We start from the raw sequence: 20,745 nt of genomic DNA on the forward strand, positions 1-20,745 counted from the left end.
GATTGCGGCGTCAGTCGTGGGCGATGGCGCCCAGCACGTTGATCCGAGCCGCCCGAACGGCCGGGAGCACGGCGGCCACCACGCCGATGACGGCGGCGAGACCGAGGAACACTCCCATCTGCCCCCAGGGCAGGATCAGGTCGGTGATGCCCTCGTCCTTGAGCGCCTCGACCACCGCGGCGCCGAGACCGGTGCCCACCACCACGCCGAGCAGCGCGCCGAACACCGAGATCACCACCGCCTCCACGGTGATCATCCCCATGGTCTGGGACCGGCGCAGGCCGATCGCCCGCAGCAGACCCAACTCGCGGGTCCGCTCCAGCACCGACAGGGCCAGGGTGTTGATGATGCCCAGCACGGCGATCACGATGGCCAGCGCGAGCAGGATCTGGATCATCGTGAGCAACCCGTCGAGCGAACTCGTCTGCTGCTTGATGAACGCGTCCCGGTCGGCCACCGACACCTCGGGGCTGTCCGCGAGCAACGCCTCGACCTGCGGTTGAACGTCGGAGACCCGGGTGCCCGGTGCCAGCTGGATGAAGCCCTGGATGGGCTGCGGGATTGCGAAGTTCTTCGCCGCCGCCGGAGGCAGCGTCACCGGGTTGGTCAGCTGCGACGACTCGTAGATGCCGCTGACCGTGTAGGTGCGGGCCTCGCCCCGGGTCAGCTGCACCGTCACCGTCGAGCCGACCGACCAGCCACGGGAGGTGGCCGTGTCCGAGCTGGCCAACATCTGCGTCGGCCCGATCCGGTCGATGTCACCGGCGGTCGGCTTCGCCCCGAAGATCTGCCGCAGCGACGCCGGGTCGCTGCTCGCCGCCACCCAGGTGCTCTCGCCGTCGATCTTCGCCATGTCGCCGTACTCGCCGTCGACCAGCTGCACACCGGGCAGGGCCTTGGCCTGGTCCAGCACCCCCGGGTCGAACGACGGCGGACGCGGACCGCCCTGCACGCCGGCGATCACCAGCTCGGCCTTGATGGTGTCCTGGGCGAGCGCGCTGATGCTGCCCTTGGCCGAGTCGAGGATGACAGTGACGCCGGTGACCAGCGCGATGCCGACCATCAGCGCGGCGGCGGTGATCGCCGTGCGGCGCGGGTTGCGCCCGGAGTTGAGCCGGCCCAGCTTGCCCGGCACCGACCAGGAGAAGATCGCGCCCAGCAGGCTCACCACCGGCCGGCTGATCAGCGGGGTCAGCAACGCCACCCCGATGAAGGCGAACAGCACCCCACCGAGGATGGTGGACAGCGTCTGACCGCCGGCGTTGCCGCTGAGCCCGAGGAACAGCAGCACCGCGCCGACGCCGGTGACCAGCGATCCGGCCACGGTGACCTTGGTCAACGGCCGGTCCGGGGTGGCCACGTCCTGCATGGCCGCGATCGGCGGGATCCGCGACGCCCGCAGCGCCGGCAGCAGCGCCGCCACCACGGTGATCACCAGACCGACGGCGAACGCACCGATCACCGCCGCCGCCGGCACGCCGATCCCGGCCAGGGTCAGCCCACCGGCGAACTTGCCGAACAGGAACGCCAGCAGCGCGCCCACCCCGATACCGGCCGCCAGGCCGAGTACCGACGCGATCAACCCCACCGCGATGGCCTCCAGCACCACCGAACCGATGATCTGCCGCCCGCTGGCCCCGATGGCGCGCATCAGCGCCAACTCCCGGGTCCGCTGCGCCACGATGATCGAGAACGTGTTGAGGATCAGGAAGGTGCCCACCAGCAGCGCCACCGCCGCGAAACCGAGCAGGATCTTGTTGAAGAAGGACAGGCCCTCCTTCAGGCCACCCGCGGCGTCCGCGGCCAACTGCTCGCCGGTCTTCACCTCGAAGTCCGCGCCGAGGGCACCGCTCACGTCGTCGCGCAGCGTCTCGTCGGAGACCCCGCCGGCAGCGCGTACGGTGATGTTGCTGAACACATCGGGCTCGCCGAGCATCAGCCGCTGCGCCACCGAAGTGGTGAAGAAGACCTCGTTGGCACCACCGATCGAGTCCCGGTCACCGCTGTAACCGACGACACCGACCAGGGTGAAGTCCCGCTTCTTCGACTCGAACGCGGTGAGCACGCCGACCTTCTGGCCGACCTGCACCTTCGCGGCCGTGGCCAACGCCTTGTTGATGACGATCTCGTCCTCGGCCTGCGGCGCGCGCCCCTCACGCAGCCGCAGCAGCTCGCCCTCGCCGGTCCAGTTCTCGCCCAACTGCGGCGGACCGAACGAGGTCACCACCTTGCCGTTGCTGCCGATGATCCGGGCGCCGTCGGCGGCGACGACACCGGTAGCCGACGCCACCCCCGGCACCTGCGTGACCCGGTCCACCACGGCGGCGGGCAGCGCGGCGGCCGTCTGCTCACCCTCCATCTCGTTGACCTGCACCTTCGGCTTCGCCGCGACGTTCACGTCGACGTCCGAGTAGGCGTCGGCGAAGATCGAGTCGAAGGAGCGACCCAGCGTGTCGGTGAGGACGAACGCGCCGGAGACGAACATCACCCCGAGCACCACCGCCAGGCCGGACAGGATCAGCCGGACCTTGCGGGCCAGCAGACTCTTCAGCGTCGCGCGGAACATCAGTTGCCCACCTCGGCCGGAGTGTCCAGCTTCTTCATGGTGTCCAGCACCGTCTCGGCGGTCGGCTCGATCAGCTCCGAGACGATCTCACCGTCGGCGAGGAAGACCACCCGGTCGGCGTACGCGGCGGCCGTCGGGTCGTGGGTGACCATCACGATGGTCTGGCCGTGCTCGCGCACCGAGTTACGCAGGAAGTTGAGCACCTCCGCGCCGGAGCGTGAGTCCAGGTTGCCGGTCGGCTCGTCCGCGAAGATCACCTCGGGGCGGGAGACCAGCGCCCGCGCGCACGCCACCCGCTGCTGCTGCCCACCGGAGAGCTGCGCCGGCCGGTGGTCCAGTCGATCCTTCAGTCCCACCGTCTCGATCACCGTGTCGTACCAGGCCGGGTCCGGCTTACGCCCGGCGATCGACAGTGGCAGCAGGATGTTCTCCTTGGCGGTCAGCGTCGGCAGCAGGTTGAACTGCTGGAAGATGAAGCCCACCTTGTCGCGGCGCAGCTTCGTCAGCCCCGCGTCGCCCAGCCCGGTGACAGTCGTCTCACCGATCGACACCGTCCCCCGGGTCACCGAGTCCAGACCGGCCAGGCAGTGCATCAGCGTCGACTTGCCGGAACCCGACGGGCCCATGATCGCGGTGAAGCGGCCACGTTCGAACTCGGCGCTGACCCCCCGCAGCGCGATGACCTGAGCCTCGCCGCTGCCGTACACCTTCCACACGTCGTTCGCCCGGGCCGCGGCCTGCGCCTGCTGGCCTACCGTCGCGGTCACGTCATCTACCTCTTCCGTCTGTCCGAAAACGCACGCCGCCCCCCGATGGTCCGGCGCGACCGTTCAATCATCGGTGCTTTCCTCGCCCGTCCCGTCCGACCCTGGGGGGACCCGGTGCGGATTTCCCGCTGCGGGTGCACCCCCATGTCGGATCAGGGTTGCCCCTGACATGACGACCGACAGACCGTTTTTCCCCACCCCCCGGGCGGGCGGCAGCACCAACACTTCCGCCTGACGCCACAGGAGGGTCAACCGAACCGGGCCGTCTCCGGTCACGGTAGGTGACGGCGGCAACGCCAGCCGTCCCCCCACGGAGGGATCTTCGAGTACGCCAGGTGAGGTAGCCGGGCCGGTGCGGGCTACGCCCGGGGGCGGACCAGCCCCGACTCGTACGCCAGCACGACCGCCTGCACCCGGTCGCGCAGCCGCAGCTTGGTCAGCACGTGCCCGACGTGGGTCTTTATGGTGGTCTCGCTCACCGACAGGACCCTCGCGATCTCGGCGTTGGACAACCCCCGGGCGACCTGCACGAGCACCTCACGCTCCCGGTCGGTGAGCGCGTCGAGCGCCGCCGACGGCGTCACCGCCGGGTCGGGCAGCAGCTCCGCGAAGCGGTCCAGCAGTCGCCGCAGAATCCGAGGCGCCACCACCGCGTCGCCCCCGGCGACGGTGCGGATCGCCGCGATCAGGTCCTCGGCCGGCACGTCCTTGGCCAGGAACCCGCTGGCACCGGCCCGCAACGCGCCCACCACGTACTCGTCCAGGTCGAAGGTCGTCAGCACCAGCACCCGTACCGGCAGTCGGGCGTCGACGATCGCCCGGGTCGCCGCCACCCCGTCCATCCGGGGCATCCGGATGTCCATCAGCACGACGTCCGGCAGCAGCCGGCGGGACAACTCCACCGCCTCCACCCCGTCACCGGCCTCGGCCACCACGTCCAGGTCGCTCTCGGCGCCCAGCACCATCCGGAACCCGGTCCGCAGCAGCGGCTGGTCGTCGGCGAGCAGGATCCGCACCGGCCGCGCCGAGGGTGCCCGATCGCTCATCTCGTCTCCCGTCCCGCCGGCCTCGTGGCGCGCACCGGTCATCCTCGCCCACCGGAACCGGTGCGTCGCGGATCACCGTAGAGGCCGGCCGGTCGCCCTGTCCCGACCGATGCGGCGCCGTTGCGGTCGGTTCACCGGCGTCGGGCGCACCCCCGGGGTCGACCGGCGACGCCGCGCCGGGGCAGGCGCGTCGGTCAGCGGGCGCTCACTCGTCGGCGCCCGGCGCCACCGGGGCGGACCGGGAGTCGCGCAGCGGGTCGGCGCTCGCGGCGGCGACCGGGAACGGCGGCGGGGTGCCGCCGAAGCTGGGACACAGCGCCTGGTGGCTGCACCAGTCGCAGAGCCGGCTCGGCCGGGGCCGGAAGTCCTGCCGGGCGGTGGCCTGCTCGATCGCCCGCCACAGCGCCACCACCGTGCGTTCGAAGCGGACCAGCTCGTCGGCGTCCGGGGTGTAGTCCAACACCTCGGCGTCGCGCAGGTAGAGCAGGCGCAGCACCCGCGGCACCACCCCCCGGGTGCGCCACAGCACCAGGGCGTAGAACTTCAGCTGGAACAGCGCCCGCGCCTCGAACGCCTCCCGTGGGGCGCCACCGGTCTTGTAGTCGACCACCCGCAGCGCGCCGTCTGGGGCGACGTCGAGCCGGTCGAGGTAGCCCCGGATCAGCAGCTCCTCGTCGACCACTGCGGAGATCAGGCTCTCGCGTTCGGCCGGCTCCAACCGGGTCGGGTCCTCCACCGCGAAGTAACCCTGCAACAGCCCGGCCGCGGAGCGGAGGAACTCCACCGGGCCGGCCGGCTCCGCGTCGTCGAAGATCCCGGCCAGCTCCGGCTGCTCGGTGACCAGTCGGTCCCACTGGGGGGCCACCAGGTCACCGGCCGCCTCCGGCGTGCGGCCGGTGGCGGGCAGGTCGAACAGACGCTCCAGCACCGCGTGCACCAGCGTGCCCCGGGCCTGCTCGATGGTGGTGCGCTCGGGCAGCCGGTCGATGCTGCGGAACCGGTAGAGCAGCGGGCAGGTCTTGAAATCCGCCGCCCGCGACGGCGACAGCGAGGCCCGCACCGTCGGCGGCGCCTGCGCCGCGGGGGAGGGCTGGGGGGTGGTGACCGATTCCGCCGTCATGTCGGCAAAGGTTAGGGCACCGGTGTGACACCGACCGCCGCCCGCCCCGCACAGCGGCGGTCCGTAGCATCGTGGCGATGGAGCAGACAACCCGGCCGCCGCGCCGACCGGACCGGCGTCTCGGCCTGAACGTCGGACGGGTGTTCGGGGTGCCGTTGCACCTCAACGGCTCGATGGTCCTGCTCGCGGTGCTCATCGCGGTGCTGTACGGCGAGTTCGCCCGCCGGCAACTGGGCCTGCCGCAGCTCAGCGGCTACCTGATCGGCTTCGGGTTCGTCGTGTCGCTGCTCGGTTCGGTGCTGCTGCACGAGCTGGGCCACGCCCTCACCGCCCGCCGGTACGGCATCGGTGTGCGCGGGATCACCCTGGAGCTGCTCGGCGGCTACACCGAGATGGACCGGGACGCCCCGTCGCCCCGCGTCGACCTGCTGGTCTCGCTGGCCGGCCCGGCCGTCTCCGCGGTGCTCGGCGTCCTGGCGGTCGCCGCCACCCTCGCCCTACCCGAGGGGACAGTGGCCCACCAGCTCGCCTTCCAGCTCGCGGTCAGCAACGTCATCGTGGCGCTGTTCAACAGCCTGCCCGGCCTGCCGCTCGACGGCGGCCGGGCGCTGCGCGCCGCCGTGTGGATGCTGACCCGCGACCGGCACCTCGGCACCGAGGTCGCCGGGTGGGCCGGCCGGATCGTCGCCGTCGGCACCGCGGCCCTGGTGCTGCTGCTCACCGTCGAGCGGCGGCTGGCGCCGCTGGCGCTGCCGCTGATGCTGCTGGTCGCCGTCACCCTCTGGCGCGGCGCCGGGCAGTCGATCCGGGCCGCCCGGGTCAGCCGCCGGTTTCCGCTGATCGACCTCGCCCGGCTGGCCCGCCCGGTCTGGCCGGTGGCCACCGGCACACCGCTGGCCGAGGCCGAGCGCAGGCGCGCCGAGAGCGGGCAGCCGAACGCCGCGCTGCTGGTCACCGACTCCACCGGTCGACCGGTGGCGCTGGTCGACCCGACCGCCGCACACGCGGTGCCGGTCGAGCGCCGACCGTGGCTGGCGGTGGACGCCGTCGCCCGGTCGCTGGGCACACTTCCCACGTTGTCGCTCGGGTGGGACGGCGAGCGGGTGATGGAGGCCGTACAGACCCACCCGGGCGCGCAGTACGTGGTGACGTCAGGCGAAGATGTCGTCGGCATTCTGCACATCGGGGACCTGGCACAGCTCCTCGAACCCAACCGGAAGATGACACCGTGACCGCAACTCCCTCCACCGTCGCCGCCGACGCCGCCACCCCGGCGCTGACACCCGTGCACCGCGGGCCGTTCCGGCCCGGCGACCGGGTCCAGCTGACCGACCCCAAGGGGCGGATGCACACCGTGACGCTGGAGCCCGGCAAGGAGTTCCACACCCACCGCGGCATCCTGGCGCACGACGCGCTGATCGGGCTCTCCGACGGCAGCGTGGTGACCACCTCCGGTGGCGGCACCGCGTTCCTGGCCCTGCGGCCGCTCCTGTCGGACTACGTGCTGTCCATGCCGCGCGGCGCCCAGGTGATCTACCCGAAGGACTCGGCGCAGATCGTCGCGATGGGTGACATCTTCCCCGGTGCGAAGGTGCTGGAGGCCGGCGCCGGCTCCGGCGCGCTGAGCTGCTCCCTGCTGCGCGCCGTCGGCACCGAGGGCGAGCTGCACTCGTTCGAGCTGCGCGACGACTTCGCCCAGATCGCCAAGCGCAACGTCGAGGCGTTCTTCAACGGGCCGCACCCCTCGTGGAACCTGCACGTCGGCGACGTCGCGCAGTGCCAGGAGACCGGCTTCGACCGGATCATCCTGGACATGCTGACCCCCTGGGAGACCCTCGACATGGTCGAGCGGGCGCTGGTGCCCGGCGGGGTGTTCATCGGCTACGTCGCCACCACACCGCAGCTCTCCGAGCTGGTGGAGGCGTTGCGCGAGCGCGGCGGCTGGACCGAGCCACGGGCCTGGGAGTCCCTGGTGCGCGACTGGCACGCCGAGGGCCTCGCCGTCCGCCCCGACCACCGGATGATCGCGCACACCGCCTTCCTGGTGTCCGCGCGCAAGCTGGCCCCGGGGGTCACCGCGCCGCCGCGTCGCCGCAAACCCAGCAAGGGCACCGAGGCGTACGCGCAGCGCCGCCAGGACCTGCGCGAGGCGGAGGCGGCCCGACAGGCCGCCGCCGCCCAGGCCGCGGGCGCTCAGGCCAACGGTACGGGGGAGATGGACAGGCCGTGACCATCGAGCGGGGTGTCGGCAGCGCCGAGCAGGGGGAGACGCTGGCATGAGCCGACCGGGCTACGGCGGTGGAGACCTCCCCGCGGTCTTTCCCGACTGGTCGCCCTACCAGGACCTGGAGTCCGCGGCGCGGGCCTACCTGCGGGACCCGGACGTCGCCCTGGAGGCGCTCGGTGGCGTGCTGCGCGGCGCGTCGGTGCTCGGCTTCACCCTGGAACGTTTCGTCAACGAGGTCAACGGGGTGTGGCAGGAGGTCGTCGTCTGTGACGGCAGCCGGCTCATCCTCTGGCACGGCGAGGACGTGCCGCCGGAGGAGGGCCCACCCGGCTCGATGACCTCGTCGCTGCGGGTGGTGCCGGTCTCCACCGTCACCGAGGTGGGCTGCCGGCGACGGCTCAACCGCTCCGACAGCGGCGAGATCCGGGTCGACAGCATCGACGTCTACCTGCTGCTCACCTCGTTGGACGAGGCGCCGCCGAGCGAGGAGATGGCCGGCACACCCCGGCACGACGCGCTGCGGTTCGGTAAGACCCTCGACGACGGCGGGGCCGGGCAGATCGCCCGGTTGGAGGAGTTCGCGCGGTTGGTCGCCTCGGTGGTCGGCCGGCCGATGCTCTGAGGCGTACCCCTTCTGGACCCGGCCGGGCCGCGCGGCCCGGCCGGTGGGTCAGTCGTCCTCGGCCTCCGGGCCGGCGACCTCGACGCCGTCGCCGCGCACCACGTGGATGCAGTCGCCCGGACACTCCTTCGCCGAGTCGATCACCTCGAGTCGCAGGTGCGCGGGAACGTCGACCCGGCTGCCCGGCGCCATCCGCAGCTCACCGTCGACGCCCTTGACGTAGGCCAGGCCGTCGATGTCGAACTCGAAAACCTCCGGCGCGTACTGCACGCAGAGCCCGTCGCCGGTGCAGAGATCCTGGTCAACCCAGACCTGCAACTCGTCGGTCGCGACCTCGGCCACCGGTGCACCCCCCATGTTCTCCCGTCCCACGCTCCGACGGTACCCGAACGCCGGTAACGGCCCGCCAGGCCACCCTTGGCGATCAAGGTTCGGTGACGAGGGTGTTGCGTGGGACCGAATCGGCCTCATAGCGGCTAGTGTTAGGGCAGAACGTTCAAGCCCCCCGGGGAGGTGGGACGTGGCAGCACGTAGCGACGACGCGGACTCGCGCGCCGCACGGTGGGAGAAGGAAGCCCACGATCTCTCCACGCAGGTCGCGTTCCTGCAAGAGGAACTCGCCCTGGTGCGGCGCAAGTTGACCGAAAGCCCCCGACACGTCCGGCAGCTCGAAGAGCGGCTGGCGGCCACCCAGGCGCAGTTGGCGCGGCTGACCGAGAACAACGACCGGCTGGTGAGCACCCTCAAGGAGGCTCGCACGCAGATCGTGACGCTCAAGGAGGAGATCGACCGGCTCGCACAACCGCCGAGCGGTTACGGAGTCTTCCTGGCCAAGCACGAGGACGGCACGGTGGACGTCTTCACCGGCGGCCGGAAACTACGGGTCGCGGTCTCGCCCTCGCTCGACGTGGGTGATCTGCGGCGCGGCCAGGAGGTCCTGCTCAACGACGCGCTCAACATCGTCGACGCGTTCGGCTACGAGCGGGTCGGCGAGGTGGTGATGCTCAAGGAGATCCTGGAGGGACCGAACGGCGGGCCGGGTGACCGGGCGCTGGTGGTCTCCCACTCCGACGAGGAGCGCATCGTGCACCTCGCCGAGACGCTCATCGGCTCGGCGATCCGGGCCGGCGACTCGCTCATGATCGAGCCCCGCTCGGCGTACGCGTACGAGCGGATCCCGAAGAGCGAGGTCGAGGAGCTGGTCCTGGAGGAGGTGCCCGACGTCGACTACGGCGACATCGGTGGCCTCCAGTCGCAGATCGAGCAGATCCGCGACGCGGTGGAGTTGCCGTTCCTGCACGCGGACCTGTTCCGTGAGCACCAGCTCCGCCCGCCCAAGGGCATCCTGCTCTACGGGCCGCCGGGCTGCGGCAAGACGCTCATCGCCAAGGCGGTGGCCAACTCGCTCGCCAAGAAGATCGCTGAGCGTCAGGGCAAGGAGAAGCACACCAGCTTCTTCCTCAACATCAAGGGTCCCGAGCTGCTCAACAAGTACGTCGGCGAGACCGAGCGGCACATCCGGCTGATCTTCCAGCGGGCCCGGGAGAAGGCCGGCGAGGGCACGCCGGTGATCGTGTTCTTCGACGAGATGGACTCGATCTTCCGGACCCGTGGCTCCGGTGTCTCCTCCGACGTGGAGAACACCATCGTCCCGCAGTTGCTCAGCGAGATCGACGGCGTGGAGGGCCTGGAGAACGTCATCGTCATCGGCGCCTCCAACCGGGAAGACATGATCGACCCGGCGATCCTGCGCCCCGGTCGACTCGACGTCAAGATCAAGATCGAGCGACCGGACGCCGAGGCGGCCAAGGACATCTTCTCCAAGTACATCCTCTCCGGGCTGCCCCTGCACCCGGACGACCTGGCCGAACACGGCACCGACCCCCAGGCCACCGTCGCGGCGATGATCGACGCCGTGGTGCTGCGGATGTACTCCGAGACCGAGGAGAACCGCTTCCTCGAGGTCACCTACGCCAACGGTGACAAGGAAGTCCTCTACTTCAAGGACTTCAACTCCGGCGCGATGATCCAGAACATCGTCGACCGGAGCAAGAAGATGGCCATCAAGGAGTTCCTCACCTCGGGCCGCAAGGGGCTGCGCCTGCAGCACCTGCTCGACGCCTGCGTCGACGAGTTCCGCGAGAACGAGGATCTCCCCAACACCACCAACCCCGACGACTGGGCGCGCATCTCCGGCAAGAAGGGCGAGCGGATCGTCTACATCCGCACGCTCGTCTCCGGCGGCAAGGGCGCCGAGGCCGGCCGGTCCATCGAGACCGCCAGCAACACCGGCCAGTACCTGTAGCACCAGCGTTCAACCGGGGCGACGCGTCGAAACGCGTCGCCCCGGTTGCCGTTGCGCACCCCGGCGGCGGACCGCCCGGCGCGTCAGCGCTGACCGTCGGTGAAGATCCACCTGCGGGAGACGAAGAGGTTCAGCACCGCCAGGCCGCCGGTGGTGAGCACCTTCGCGACCAGGTACGGCAGACCGGCCCAGGTCAGCCCCTGCACGAGGGCGACAGTGAGGGCCAGATTGACCAGCACCAGCAGCAGGTATCGCCACGCCTGACCGCCGACGTCGCCGGTCGAGCCGAACGACCAGGCCCGGTTCAGCCCGAAGTTGACCACGAACGCCACGGCGAAGGCGAGCACCGTGGCGAACGGAAGCCACACCCCCAGCACCCCGTGGAACAGGTAGAGCGCACTGGTGTCGGTGATCGCGCTGAGCCCGCCGACGATCAGAAAACGCACCTCGCTGCGGCGTGTCAGGCCTGCGATCGTCGCCGAGGCCGCCGCCCTCATCGCTGACCCTCGGATGCGGACCCGCCATGTGTCGTCACGGTGGAGCACGCTATCGTCTCCCCGTCCCGCGATCGCCCCGAGACCCCCCGAAGGTGTGCAGTGACCGACATGCCGAGTGTCTCCATCCACCCGACAGCCGAGGTGGAGGCCGGGGCCGAGGTCGGAGCCGGGACTCGGATCTGGCATCTGACGCACGTCCGGTCGACCGCTCGCATCGGTGCCGGCTGCACCATCGGACGCAACGTGTTCGTCGACGCGGGAGTCACCATCGGTGACCGCGTCAAGGTGCAGAACAACGTCTCGGTCTATCACGGTGTCACGCTCGAGGACGAGGTGTTCGTCGGCCCGAGCGCTGTCTTCACCAACGACCTCAACCCGCGGGCGCAGAACCCGGACTGGAAGGTCACGCCGACACTGGTCCGCACGGGGGCCTCCATCGGCGCCAACGCCACGATCGTCTGCGGCACCGAGATCGGGGAGTACGCCCTGGTGGCCGCGGGCGCCGTCGTCACCCGGGACGTGCAGCCGCACCAACTCGTGGCCGGCAACCCGGCCCGGCACCTCGGCTGGGTCAACCGCAACGGCGAGGTGGTCGCCCGCGGCGACGAGCAGCTGCCCGCCGGCGTACTCGAAGAGCGCTGAACTCACAGGAGACCCCTCATGTCTATTCCCATCACGTCGGTGGTCATCGGCCCCGAGGAAGAGGCCGCGGTCCTGTCGGTTCTGCGCTCCGGCAGGCTGGCGCAGGGCCCGATGGTCGCCGAGCTGGAGCGGTCCTTCGCGGAGCTGTGCGGTGTGCCGCACGCCGTGGCCGTCAGCAACGGCACCGTCGCCCTGGTCGCCGCTCTCGAAGCGCTCGGTCTGCAGCCCGGCGACGAGGTGATCACCACCCCCTTCAGCTTCGCGGCGACCCTGAACGCGATCCTCGAGTCCGGCGCGACGGTCCGCTTCGCCGACATCCGCGACGACTTCACCATCGACCCGGAATCGGTCAAGGCGCTGGTCAACGAACGGACCAAGGCCATCCTGCCGGTGCACCTCTACGGGCTGCCCGCCGACATGACGGCCCTCACCGCGATCGCCGACACCGCCGGGCTCGCGATCGTCGAGGACGCCGCCCAGGCGCACGGCGCCCGCGTCGGTGACCGGGCGGTCGGCTCGTTCGGCGTCGGCTGCTTCTCCATGTACGCCACCAAGAACCTGCAGTGCGGCGAAGGTGGCCTGATCACCACCTCCGACGACGCCATCGCCGACCGGCTGCGGCTGCTGCGCAACCAGGGCATGCGGGTGCGGTACCAGTACGAGGCGCCGGGGCACAACTGGCGACTGACCGACCTACAGGCGGCCATCGCCGTGCCGCAGGTCGGCCGGCTCGCCGAGACCACCGCCCGTCGGGCCGAGAACGCCGCGAAGCTGACCGCCGGCCTCGCCGACCTGCCCGGTCTGACCACCCCGTCGGTGCCGGCGGGACGCAGCCACGTCTGGCACCAGTACACGGTGCGGATCGGCGCCGACGCGCCACTGAGCCGCGACGACCTCGGCAAGCGGCTCGACGAGCGGCAGATCGGCTACGGTCTGTACTACCCCCGCCTCATGCACCACTACGACTGCTACGTGGGTCACCCGCAGATCGGCACGGACGACACCCCTCGTGCCCTGCGCGCCGCCGAGGAGGCGCTCTCCCTTCCTGTCCACCAGCACCTGGCCAACGACGACGTCGACCAGGTGATCGAGGCCGTACGAGGTGCGTTCAATGCCTAATTTGGCGATCATCGGCGCGGGCATCATGGGCGCGAACCACGGCCGGGTGGCCCTCTCCACGCCGGACGTCACCGTCACCTCCGTCTGCGACCCCGACCCCCAGCGGGCCGCCACCCTGGCCAAGGCCATCGGCGCGCAGTACACGACCGACCTCGACGAGGCGCTGGCCGGCGTGGACGCCGTCGTCCTGGCGACCCCGAGCGAGACGCACGGCGAGTTGGGCGCACGCATCCTGCGCAGCGGCCGGGACCTGCTCGTCGAGAAGCCGATCGCGACGTCCGTCGCCGACGCGCGGAGCCTCATCGACCTCGCCGAGAAGCACGACCGCGTGCTGATGGTCGGCCACGTCGAGCGCTTCAACCCGGCGGTGACAGAACTCCTGCAACTGGTGGACGACCCACTGTCGTTGGAGATCACCCGGGTCGGCCCGTTCTCCAACCGCGCCCTCGCCGACGTCCTGCTGGACCTGATGATCCACGACGTCGACCTGGCCCGCACGGTGGCCGGCTCGGAGATCGTCGCGCACCGCGCGGCGACCCGGATCGTCCGCTCCGCCGAGCAGGACCTGGCGTTCGCCCTGCTCATGTTCGAAAACGGCATGATCGCCAACATCACCGCAAGCCGGGTCAGCCAGAACAAGATCCGCCGCGTCACCCTCACCCAGCGCAACGACTGCGTCATCGCCGACCTGCTGCGCCAGCAGGTCGAGGTGCACCGCATCGAACACTCCGAGTACCTCTCCGAGGGTGGCGTGCGCTACCGGCAGAGCGGCCGCGTCGAGATCCCCTTCCTGTCCCAGCACGGCGAACCGCTGATGCACGAGCTGCGGCACTTCGCCGACTGCGTCGTCAACCGCCGCCGACCGGTGGTCAGCGGCGAAGACGGCCTGGCCGCCCTCGAGGTGTGCCTGCAGATCCGCGACACCGCGCTGGTCGGCTGAGCATGTACAAGGGTCAGAAGATCGCCGCCGTCGTCCCGGCGTACAACGAGAGCCGGCTGATCGGCAAGACGATCACCACGATGCCCGACTTCGTGGACTTCATCGTGGTCATCAACGACTGCTCCACCGACGACACCTCCGCGCGCGCCCGCGCGGTGGGCGACCCACGGGTCGTCGTCATCGACCACGAGAAGAACACCGGCGTCGGCGGTTCGATCATGGACGGCCACGAGCGGGCCCTCCTCCTGGGCGCCGACATCAACGTCGTGATGGCCGGTGACGCCCAGATGGACCCGGCCTACCTGCCCGCGCTGCTCGACCCGATCTGCGACGACGGCTACGAGTTCACCAAGGCCAACCGCTTCTTCTCCCGCACGTCGTTCGCCGACATGCCGGCCGTACGGATGCTGGGCAGCGTCGCCCTGTCGTTCGCGACCAAGGTCGCCAGCGGCTACTGGAACCTCTTCGACCCGCAGAACGGCTACACCGCGGTCTCCCGGTCGGCCCTGCTGCGGCTCAACGTCGCCGCCGTGGCCCGCGGCTACGAATTCGAGAACGACCTCCTCATCTGGCTCAACATCGCCAACGCCCGAGCCAAGGACGTACCGGTCCCCGCCAGCTACGGCGAGGAGGTGTCGACGATGCGCATCCACAAGGTCGCCCCCCGCATCGCCAGCCTCCTGTTCCGCGGCTTCTGGCGGCGGATGCTGCTCAAGCACGTCCTCGCCTCGTTCTCCGCCGTCGCGCTGCTCTTCTTCACCGGCCTGTTCCTCATCCTGTTCGGCTCCGGCTGGGGGATCTGGGTGCTGGCCGAGACGCTCGGCCCACCCGTCGCCACCACCGGCAGCGTCCTGCTCTGCGTCGGGCCGCTGCTGACCGGCATCCACATGCTGATCTCCGCGCTCACCCTCGACATCCAGTCGACGCCGGACTGACCGGTACCGGGCCCTGATCCGACCCACGCCCCCTGAAAGGCAGCGCAGAGAACCGCGATGACCGAACAACCTGCGGCCGGCGACGGCGCCGTCGCCGGCACCCGCCGGGTCTGGATCCTGGCCTTCGTCGGCTTCCTGCTGACCATCGGGGCCTGGTCGGTCGCCGCCCCCTACGACGGCACACCGGACGAGCGGGAACACATGATCCGCGCCGCCGGAGTGGCGGCGGGCGAGATCGCCCCGCCGCCGGCCGACGCCAAGAAGGGCTCAGGGGCCTTCCAGGACGTCCCCGCCGGCCTGGTCAGAGAACAGTGCTGGCAGTTCAAGCCGGCCGTCTCCGCCGCCTGCGCGGTCCCACCGGGCAGCGACGACACCCCCGTACGCGCCGGCACCGGCGCCGGTCGCTACCACCCCGTCTACTACGCCCTGGTCGGCTGGCCACTCGACCTCTGGCCGGGCTGGTCCGGGGTGCTGCTCGCCCGGTTCATCAGCGCCGGCATCGCCGCGGCGCTGCTCGCCAGCGCGTTCGTCGTGACGGTGACCTGGTCCCGCCGCCGTCTGATGATCGCCGGGCTGCTGGTCGCCGTCACCCCGATGGCCGCCCAGATGGCCAGCGCCGTCAACCCCAACGGCGTGGAGATCGCCGCCGGCGTGGCGTTCTTCGCCGCGACCATCCCGCTGTTCCTGGACCGCCGACCCAAACCGCACCACGGGCTCCTCATCCTCGCCGGCATCAGCGGACTGCTGCTCGCCATGCTGCGGCAGACCGGGCCCCTCTGGCTGGCCGCCGCGTTCGTCGCCTTCGCCTTCCCCTGGCGGCAGAGCAACGTCGGCCGGCTGGTGCGCGAGAAAGCCGTCTGGTGGTGGGTCGGCGGCATCGCCGTGGCAGCCGTCACCGCGGTCGGCTGGGGCGTCGTGATGAAAACCTCCGACCTCGGCAAGTACGGCGGCCACGTCTACACCTACGGCCAGGCCGCCCTCGCCGAAACCGACCGGTGGCGCGGCTACCTCGACCAGATGGTCGGCGTGACCTCGTGGCTGGACACCCGAATGCCCGCGCCGATCTACCTGACCTGGCAGTTCGTCGCCGCGACACTACTGATCGGCGCGTTCGTCTTCGGCCGGCTGGTCGACCGGTGGCGGCTGCTCGTCCTGATAGTCGCCGGCACCGTGGTGCCGTCCGTGATGCAGGTGGCACTGGTCAAGCAGACCGGGTTCGTCACCCAGGGCCGCTACATGCTGCCGATGCTCGCCGGGGTGATGCTCTTCGCCGCGTACGTCTGGGAGGAACGCGGCCTCGACGCCACCCGCAGCCGGACCCTGGTCCGAATAAGCGTCATCCTGCTCCTGCCGATCCACCTCTTCGTCCTCATCCTGACGATGGTGCGGTGGCAGGACGGGCTGCCCAAATACCTGACCTTCCGCACCTTCAACCCCTTCGCCGGCGACTGGCACCCCCCGCTCGGCTCGATCACGCCCCTGCTGGCGAGCGTGCTCGGGCTGACACTGCTCGGCGTCCTCGCCTGGCGGGTCTCGATGCGCCCCCTCGACGAGGCCGACGAGACGGCGTCAGCGATCTCCGAGCCAGCCCCGGATCCTCGCTGACCGGCCGACCGGCCGACCACGCCCGGTGCGGGCGTTGCTGTCGGATTCGGACTAGGCTGAAGCGCAGGGCCGATCGAGCGGTAACACACCGGCCGGCGGGGGCGTGGACCGGTACGTCAGCGAGCTGAAGCGGGGCGCGGCATGAGCGTACGGCGAATCATGGGCACCGAGGTCGAGTACGGCATCTCCGTGCCCGGACAGGCCGGAGCCAACCCGATGGTCACCTCGTCGCAGGTGGTCAACGCCTACGGGGCCCGCCCGGAACTCAACCGGGGCGGTCGGGCCCGGTGGGACTACGAGGAAGAGTCACCGCTGCGCGACGCCCGCGGCTTCACCTACTCCGGCGCCGCGTACGACCCCGCCGAGGCCCTCGCCGACGAAGACCTCGGCCTGGCCAACGTGATACTCACCAACGGCGCCCGGCTCTACGTGGACCACGCCCACCCCGAATACTCCACCCCGGAGGTCACCACCCCCCGCGACATCGTGCGCTGGGACAAGGCCGGCGAGCGGGTGATGGCCGAGGCGTCCCGCCGGGCCGCCACCATCCCGGGCACCCAACCGATCCACCTCTACAAGAACAACACCGACAACAAGGGCGCCAGCTACGGCGCCCACGAGAACTACCTGATGCGCCGGCAGACGCCGTTCGCCGACATCGTGGCGTACCTGACGCCGTTCTTCGTCACCCGCCAGATCGTCTGCGGCGCCGGCCGCGTCGGCATCGGCCAGGACGGCGGCCAGAGCGGCTTCCAGATCTCCCAACGCGCCGACTTCTTCGAGGTCGAGGTGGGCCTGGAAACCACCCTCAAGCGGCCCATCATCAACACCCGCGACGAGCCGCACGCCGACGCCGACAAGTACCGCCGGCTGCACGTCATCATCGGCGACGCCAACCTCTCCGAAATCTCCACCTACCTCAAGGTCGGCACCACCGCCCTGATCCTCACCATGATCGAGGAGAAGGCGCTCGGCGCCGACCTCGGCATCGCCGACCCGGTCAGCGAGCTGCGCGCCGTCAGCCACGACCCCTCACTGACGCACCGCATGCGGCTGCGCGACGGCCGCCGGCTCACCGCGCTGGACCTGCAGTGGGCCTACCTGGAGCGGGCCCGGTCCTTTGTCGAGGACCGGTACGGCACCGACGCCGACGAACAGACCGTCGACGTGCTCGACCGCTGGGAGAGCGTCCTGGACCGGCTGGGCCGGGACCCGATGCTCTGCGCCGACGAGTTGGACTGGGTGGCCAAGCTGCGGCTGCTGGAGGGCTACCGGGAGCGGGAGAAGCTCGGTTGGGGCTCGCACAAGCTCCAGCTCGTCGACCTGCAATACTCCGACGTCCGGCCGGAGAAGGGCCTCTACCACCGCCTGGTCAGCCGGGGGGCGATGAAGACGCTGCTCACCGACGACGAGACCCGTACCGCGATGACCGAGCCCCCGGAGGACACCCGGGCCTACTTCCGTGGTCGCTGCCTCGCGCAGTACGCCTCCGAGGTGGTCGCCGCGAGCTGGGACTCAGTGATCTTCGACGTGGGCCGGGAGTCGCTCGTCCGGGTGCCGATGATGGAGCCGGAGCGGGGCACCCGCGCGCACGTCGGTGCGCTGTTCGACCGCTGCGCCAGCGCCAAGGACCTGCTGGAGACGTTGACCGGGGGCTGACGACGCGCCCGGATGCCCGTCGTGTGCCGTAAGCCGGCGCGCGGCGGGCTTTTCGTCGCCCGCGCGAGGTAAGTTCATCGCAGACGATCGTGGAGGAGGCAGCAGTGGCCACTCATGACAGCGGCGGCCAGTCGCAGTCCGGCAAGTCCCGTCAGGGCGAGGAAATCGAGGACGTCACCACCGAGGCCAACCCCGAGGTGGCCGAGCGGCACGCCGAGATCACCGAGGACGTCGACGACCTCCTCGACGAGATCGACTCCGTCCTGGAAGAAAATGCAGAAGAGTTCGTGAGGGGTTATGTACAGAAAGGCGGTCAATAGGGGTAAATGTCCGATTTGACCGAGCCGCCGGGCAAGACATGCCCGCAGTGCAAGAGAGTGCTGGCCTACAGCGAGTTCCACCGTGATCGGCGCCGGGTGGACGGCATGGCCTTCTACTGCAAGGCGTGCGCCAATGCTCGGTCCGAGGCGAGCCGCCGCAAGCGGGGCGTCGGGCCGCAGAAGAAGTCGCCGACGCCCGTTGGTGAGGGGCTCAAGTGGTGTCCGGACTGCGAGCAGATCAAGCCGCTCGACGAGTTCCCCACCACCACGACCAAGGCCAGTGGCCGGTACAGCTACTGCAAGCCCTGCCACAACGCCCGCGGCAAAGAGACGGCGCAGCGGCTCTACGGCGGGACACGCGAGTACCACCTGCGGCGGAGGTACGGCGTGGGGGAGAAGGAGTTTCAGGAGCTCCTGGCCGAGCAGGGCGGGGTCTGCGCGATCTGTGGCGGCGCCGACCCGCAACATCTGGACCACGATCATCGCACCGGATGGGTGCGCGGGATACTCTGCTTCAACTGCAACGGTGGTCTTGGCCAGTTCCGTGACAGTCCCATGAGGCTGGCCAGGGCGATCACGTACCTGAGAGGAACCACGTGGCAGCGGGCTTTGATCCATCCGGGCGTCTACCAGATGTGTTCACGAACGCGGGGACGTCCTCCTTCACGACGTTTCTGAGTCGGGTGGCCCCCGAGATGCTGCCCGGTCGGCGACCGCTGCCGCCGGGCATGGCCGCCGACCTGGCGCCGCACGCGACCACCATCGTCGCCATCGCGGCCGCCGAGGGTGTGGTGATGGCGGGCGACCGACGGGCCACCATGGGCAACCTGATCGCCCAGCGTGACATCGAGAAGGTGCACCCGGCCGACGCGTACTCGCTGGTCGGCATCGCGGGCACCGCCGGCATCGGCATCGAGCTGATGCGACTGTTCCAGGTGGAGCTGGAGCACTACGAGAAGATCGAGGGCGCGATGCTCTCGTTGGACGGCAAGGCCAACCGGTTGGCCTCGATGATCCGGGGCAACCTGGGGGCGGCCATGCAGGGGCTGGCCGTGGTGCCGCTCTTCGCCGGGTTCGACCTGGCCGCCGCCGACCCGGCGCGGGCCGGTCGGATCTTCAGCTTCGACGTGACCGGTGGCCCGTACGAGGAGACCGGCTACGACGCGATCGGGTCCGGGTCGTTGTTCGCCAAGTCCGCGTTGAAGAAGCGGTTCCGGGCCGGGTTGTCCGTCGAGGACGCGACGCGGCTGGCGGTCGAGGCGCTCTACGACGCGGCCGATGACGACACCGCGACCGGTGGGCCCGACCTGACCCGCCGGATCTACCCCGTGGTGATGACCGCGACTGCCGAGGGCACCTACCGGCTCACCGACGCCGAGACGGCGACGATCGCCGAGGGCGTGGTCGCCGGCCGGATGGAAAACCCGGGCGGCTAGGCCCGCCCGCCCACCCCCACCTGCCAGCAGTCGTCAGCACAGCCCCGTTAGGAGAACCGCCGCCGTGGCCATGCAGTTCTACGCCTCGCCCGAACAGATCATGCGTGACCGCTCCGAGTTGGCCCGTAAGGGCATCGCTCGCGGGCGCAGCGCCGTGGTCCTGAGCTACTCCGGCGGGGTGCTCTTCGTCGCGGAGAACCTCTCCAGCGCCCTGCACAAGGTCAGTGAGATCTACGACCGGATCGGCTTCGCCGCGGTCGGCCGGTACAACGAGTTCGAGAACCTGCGGCGGGCCGGCGTGCGGATGGCCGACCTGAACGGGCTCAGCTACGACCGTCGGGACGTCACCGGTCGGGCCCTGGCCAACGCGTTCGCGCAGACCCTTGGTGCGATCTTCACCGAGCAGTCGAAGCCGTTCGAGGTGGAGATCTGTGTGGCGGAGGTCGGGGCCGCCCCCGCCGATGACGAGTTGTACCGGCTCACCTACGACGGTTCGGTCAATGACGAGCCGGGGCGGATGGCGATGGGTGGTCAGGCTGAGGCCATCACCGGTGTGCTGAAGTCCAACCACCGGCCGGACATGTCGCTCGGTGAGGCGGTGAAGGTCGCGGTGCAGGCGCTCAGCAGCGTCGGTGGGGAGGGCGGCGCCGCTCGGACGATCGCCGCGAACCAGCTCGAGGTGGCGGTGCTGGACCGTCAGCGGGTCGGCCGGACGTTCCGGCGGATCACCGGGGCCGCGCTGACCGCGTTGCTGGACGGGAAGGCGGCACCGCCGGCGAGTGACCTGCCGGAGACGCCGAGCGTGCCGACCGGGGAGGCGGGCAAGCCGACCAGTTCGGCGGGCTCCGCGGACCTGGAGGATCGGCCGGGGCAGGCCGACAGTTGATCGTGTGAGCAGGAAGCGCCGGGGTCCGCGTGAGCGGGCCCCGGCGCTGTCGT

20 protein-coding genes are annotated in these 20,745 nt (G+C 70.5%); 14 read left to right on the plus strand and 6 right to left on the minus strand.

Annotated features, from left to right (window positions below):
* Positions 1 to 10 precede the first annotated feature (10 nt).
* The 4 genes from KBX26_RS17925 to KBX26_RS17940 form a co-directional block, all read right to left on the minus strand.
* Complete coding sequence (locus KBX26_RS17925; RefSeq protein ID WP_210865933.1) at positions 11 to 2,566, minus strand: ABC transporter permease; 2,556 nt, start codon at positions 2,564 to 2,566, stop codon at positions 11 to 13.
* On the minus strand, positions 2,566 to 3,333 hold the full coding sequence (locus KBX26_RS17930; RefSeq protein WP_030332873.1) for an ABC transporter ATP-binding protein: 768 nt from the start codon (positions 3,331 to 3,333) through the stop codon (positions 2,566 to 2,568). Before KBX26_RS17930 ends, KBX26_RS17925 begins: the two co-directional genes overlap by 1 nt.
* A 359-nt stretch (positions 3,334 to 3,692) precedes the next feature.
* Complete coding sequence (locus KBX26_RS17935; RefSeq protein ID WP_030332874.1) at positions 3,693 to 4,379, minus strand: response regulator transcription factor; 687 nt, start codon at positions 4,377 to 4,379, stop codon at positions 3,693 to 3,695.
* A gap of 205 nt (positions 4,380 to 4,584) precedes the next feature.
* Positions 4,585 to 5,499, minus strand: coding sequence for a PD-(D/E)XK nuclease family protein (locus KBX26_RS17940; protein WP_210859934.1), 915 nt, complete (start codon positions 5,497 to 5,499; stop codon positions 4,585 to 4,587).
* Between the two features lie 140 nt (positions 5,500 to 5,639).
* Here KBX26_RS17940 and KBX26_RS17945 point away from each other — a divergent pair, with 140 nt between their 5' ends.
* The 3 genes from KBX26_RS17945 to KBX26_RS17955 are packed head-to-tail and all read left to right on the plus strand — an operon-like array spanning position 5,640 to position 8,348.
* Complete coding sequence (locus tag KBX26_RS17945) at positions 5,640 to 6,731, plus strand: M50 family metallopeptidase (RefSeq protein WP_036411658.1); 1,092 nt, start codon at positions 5,640 to 5,642, stop codon at positions 6,729 to 6,731.
* Entirely contained in the window at positions 6,728 to 7,729 is a 1,002-nt protein-coding gene (locus KBX26_RS17950) for a tRNA (adenine-N1)-methyltransferase (protein ID WP_374224308.1), read from the plus strand. The genes KBX26_RS17945 and KBX26_RS17950 overlap by 4 nt, the downstream gene beginning before the upstream one ends.
* A 46-nt stretch (positions 7,730 to 7,775) precedes the next feature.
* Positions 7,776 to 8,348: a hypothetical protein gene (locus tag KBX26_RS17955; RefSeq protein ID WP_030332883.1), complete on the plus strand. Its 573-nt coding sequence runs from the start codon at positions 7,776 to 7,778 to the stop codon at positions 8,346 to 8,348.
* Positions 8,349 to 8,396: 48 nt separating this feature from the next.
* On the opposite strand, the gene KBX26_RS17960 is transcribed toward KBX26_RS17955, so the two are convergent.
* Positions 8,397 to 8,690, minus strand: a complete 294-nt coding sequence (locus KBX26_RS17960; RefSeq protein ID WP_030332886.1) for a ferredoxin — start codon at positions 8,688 to 8,690, stop codon at positions 8,397 to 8,399.
* Positions 8,691 to 8,868: 178 nt separating this feature from the next.
* Here KBX26_RS17960 and arc point away from each other — a divergent pair, with 178 nt between their 5' ends.
* Entirely contained in the window at positions 8,869 to 10,653 is a 1,785-nt protein-coding gene (arc, locus tag KBX26_RS17965) for a proteasome ATPase (RefSeq protein WP_030332887.1), read from the plus strand.
* 83 nt (positions 10,654 to 10,736) lie between these two features.
* Here the strand turns inward: arc and KBX26_RS17970 are convergent, their stop codons facing one another.
* Complete coding sequence (locus tag KBX26_RS17970) at positions 10,737 to 11,099, minus strand: GtrA family protein (RefSeq protein WP_167337305.1); 363 nt, start codon at positions 11,097 to 11,099, stop codon at positions 10,737 to 10,739.
* A gap of 159 nt (positions 11,100 to 11,258) precedes the next feature.
* Between KBX26_RS17970 and KBX26_RS17975 the strand changes: the two genes are divergently transcribed.
* From KBX26_RS17975 to prcA, 10 genes are all read left to right on the plus strand, one after another.
* Complete coding sequence (locus KBX26_RS17975; RefSeq protein WP_030332890.1) at positions 11,259 to 11,792, plus strand: acyltransferase; 534 nt, start codon at positions 11,259 to 11,261, stop codon at positions 11,790 to 11,792.
* 18 nt (positions 11,793 to 11,810) lie between these two features.
* Positions 11,811 to 12,911 (plus strand): DegT/DnrJ/EryC1/StrS aminotransferase family protein, encoded by a 1,101-nt coding sequence (locus KBX26_RS17980; RefSeq protein ID WP_030332892.1) that lies wholly within the window; start codon positions 11,811 to 11,813, stop codon positions 12,909 to 12,911.
* Positions 12,904 to 13,851 carry a Gfo/Idh/MocA family protein gene (locus KBX26_RS17985; protein WP_081883858.1) on the plus strand — a complete coding sequence of 316 codons (948 nt, stop codon included), beginning with the start codon at positions 12,904 to 12,906 and terminating at the stop codon, positions 13,849 to 13,851. Before KBX26_RS17980 ends, KBX26_RS17985 begins: the two co-directional genes overlap by 8 nt.
* Positions 13,852 to 13,853: 2 nt before the next feature.
* Positions 13,854 to 14,786 (plus strand): glycosyltransferase family 2 protein, encoded by a 933-nt coding sequence (locus tag KBX26_RS17990; RefSeq protein WP_030332896.1) that lies wholly within the window; start codon positions 13,854 to 13,856, stop codon positions 14,784 to 14,786.
* Positions 14,787 to 14,843: 57 nt separating this feature from the next.
* Complete coding sequence (locus tag KBX26_RS17995) at positions 14,844 to 16,391, plus strand: DUF2142 domain-containing protein (RefSeq protein WP_210865934.1); 1,548 nt, start codon at positions 14,844 to 14,846, stop codon at positions 16,389 to 16,391.
* 141 nt (positions 16,392 to 16,532) lie between these two features.
* Positions 16,533 to 18,050 (plus strand): depupylase/deamidase Dop, encoded by a 1,518-nt coding sequence (dop, locus tag KBX26_RS18000; RefSeq protein ID WP_036411579.1) that lies wholly within the window; start codon positions 16,533 to 16,535, stop codon positions 18,048 to 18,050.
* A gap of 104 nt (positions 18,051 to 18,154) precedes the next feature.
* Complete coding sequence (locus tag KBX26_RS18005; protein ID WP_030332902.1) at positions 18,155 to 18,370, plus strand: ubiquitin-like protein Pup; 216 nt, start codon at positions 18,155 to 18,157, stop codon at positions 18,368 to 18,370.
* A 6-nt stretch (positions 18,371 to 18,376) separates the two neighbouring features.
* On the plus strand, positions 18,377 to 19,048 hold the full coding sequence (locus tag KBX26_RS18010; RefSeq protein ID WP_210865935.1) for an endonuclease VII domain-containing protein: 672 nt from the start codon (positions 18,377 to 18,379) through the stop codon (positions 19,046 to 19,048).
* On the plus strand, positions 18,967 to 19,806 hold the full coding sequence (prcB, locus tag KBX26_RS18015; RefSeq protein WP_030332906.1) for a proteasome subunit beta: 840 nt from the start codon (positions 18,967 to 18,969) through the stop codon (positions 19,804 to 19,806). The genes KBX26_RS18010 and prcB overlap by 82 nt, the downstream gene beginning before the upstream one ends.
* Before the next feature lie 64 nt (positions 19,807 to 19,870).
* Positions 19,871 to 20,692 (plus strand): proteasome subunit alpha, encoded by an 822-nt coding sequence (gene prcA / locus KBX26_RS18020; protein ID WP_210865936.1) that lies wholly within the window; start codon positions 19,871 to 19,873, stop codon positions 20,690 to 20,692.
* Positions 20,693 to 20,745: the final 53 nt, after the last annotated feature.

The sequence above is a fragment of the Micromonospora sp. C97 genome (assembly GCF_018070385.1).
Classification (GTDB): domain Bacteria; phylum Actinomycetota; class Actinomycetes; order Mycobacteriales; family Micromonosporaceae; genus Micromonospora; species Micromonospora parva.

What these genes read in the sequence shown, in the direction of transcription:
- KBX26_RS17925 (WP_210865933.1), bottom strand. Translation starts at nt 2,566, where the DNA reads ATGTTCCGCGCGACGCTGAAGAGTCTGCTGGCCCGCAAGGTCCGGCTG.
- KBX26_RS17935 (WP_030332874.1), bottom strand. Translation starts at nt 4,379, where the DNA reads ATGAGCGATCGGGCACCCTCGGCGCGGCCGGTGCGGATCCTGCTCGCC.
- KBX26_RS17940 (WP_210859934.1), bottom strand. Translation starts at nt 5,499, where the DNA reads ATGACGGCGGAATCGGTCACCACCCCCCAGCCCTCCCCCGCGGCGCAG.
- KBX26_RS17955 (WP_030332883.1), top strand. Translation starts at nt 7,776, where the DNA reads ATGAGCCGACCGGGCTACGGCGGTGGAGACCTCCCCGCGGTCTTTCCC.
- KBX26_RS17975 (WP_030332890.1), top strand. Translation starts at nt 11,259, where the DNA reads ATGCCGAGTGTCTCCATCCACCCGACAGCCGAGGTGGAGGCCGGGGCC.
- KBX26_RS17980 (WP_030332892.1), top strand. Translation starts at nt 11,811, where the DNA reads ATGTCTATTCCCATCACGTCGGTGGTCATCGGCCCCGAGGAAGAGGCC.
- KBX26_RS17985 (WP_081883858.1), top strand. Translation starts at nt 12,904, where the DNA reads ATGCCTAATTTGGCGATCATCGGCGCGGGCATCATGGGCGCGAACCAC.
- KBX26_RS17990 (WP_030332896.1), top strand. Translation starts at nt 13,854, where the DNA reads ATGTACAAGGGTCAGAAGATCGCCGCCGTCGTCCCGGCGTACAACGAG.
- KBX26_RS17995 (WP_210865934.1), top strand. Translation starts at nt 14,844, where the DNA reads ATGACCGAACAACCTGCGGCCGGCGACGGCGCCGTCGCCGGCACCCGC.
- dop (WP_036411579.1), top strand. Translation starts at nt 16,533, where the DNA reads ATGAGCGTACGGCGAATCATGGGCACCGAGGTCGAGTACGGCATCTCC.
- KBX26_RS18010 (WP_210865935.1), top strand. Translation starts at nt 18,377, where the DNA reads ATGTCCGATTTGACCGAGCCGCCGGGCAAGACATGCCCGCAGTGCAAG.